This is a genomic window from Sinorhizobium fredii USDA 205, assembly GCF_001461695.1.
GTDB classification, from domain to species: Bacteria; Pseudomonadota; Alphaproteobacteria; order Rhizobiales; family Rhizobiaceae; genus Sinorhizobium; species Sinorhizobium fredii.
Genome location: NZ_AUTC01000126.1, coordinates 1 through 568 on the forward strand (window position 1 = coordinate 1; position 568 = coordinate 568).

Below are 568 nucleotides of genomic sequence, written 5' to 3' on the forward strand. Positions count from 1 at the left end.
CCTGACGGTATGGCGAGACCCGCCGTCCACGTTTCTCTTTCTCACAAAGACAAGGACCACGCTGTTTTGGCTGTAGTTCACCCCGGATGGGCCCGTAGCTCAGGTGGTTAGAGCGCACGCCTGATAAGCGTGAGGTCGGCAGTTCGAGTCTGCCCGGGCCCACCATTCGCCTACGGCTCATGGTGAGCCCAGGCAGTCTCTTTAAGTTTGTTCTTCCTCGTGATCTTCGATCACTGCGGGGAGAACGGGCCGGGCCCGGCGGAGCTTTCCGTTTGGGTATCGAAACCTGATGGGGCTGTAGCTCAGCTGGGAGAGCACCTGCTTTGCAAGCAGGGGGTCAGCGGTTCGATCCCGCTCAGCTCCACCAAGGTTTTGGTGTTGATGGCTGGGGGATCTGTTCCTTGTCTTTGGGGAAAATAAAGTTTGCATCGTCTCTGCTGAGACTGATGCCTGTTCTGCTAAAATTGTGAAGAGAAGATATGTCTGGAAGCTTCCAGGTGTTGGCGGCGATTGTCGAAAGGCGGTCGGTGTCGGCGTCCGAGCCCAGTCCTTTTGAAGCCATCGATGG

Annotated in this window: 1 protein-coding gene and 2 tRNA genes; 2 read left to right on the plus strand and 1 reads right to left on the minus strand. The window is 56.9% G+C overall.

Annotated features, from left to right (window positions below):
* Window positions 1-88 precede the first annotated feature (88 nt).
* Window positions 89-165 (plus strand) — tRNA-Ile (locus N181_RS12735).
* A 126-nt stretch (window positions 166-291) separates the two neighbouring features.
* Window positions 292-367: transfer RNA gene (locus tag N181_RS12740), tRNA-Ala, on the plus strand.
* On the opposite strand, the gene N181_RS34270 is transcribed toward N181_RS12740, so the two are convergent.
* Window positions 356-568: hypothetical protein (locus N181_RS34270; RefSeq protein ID WP_425353307.1), on the minus strand; the 213-nt coding region annotated here is incomplete at its 5' end. The two genes, N181_RS12740 and N181_RS34270, sit on opposite strands and share 12 nt — an antisense overlap.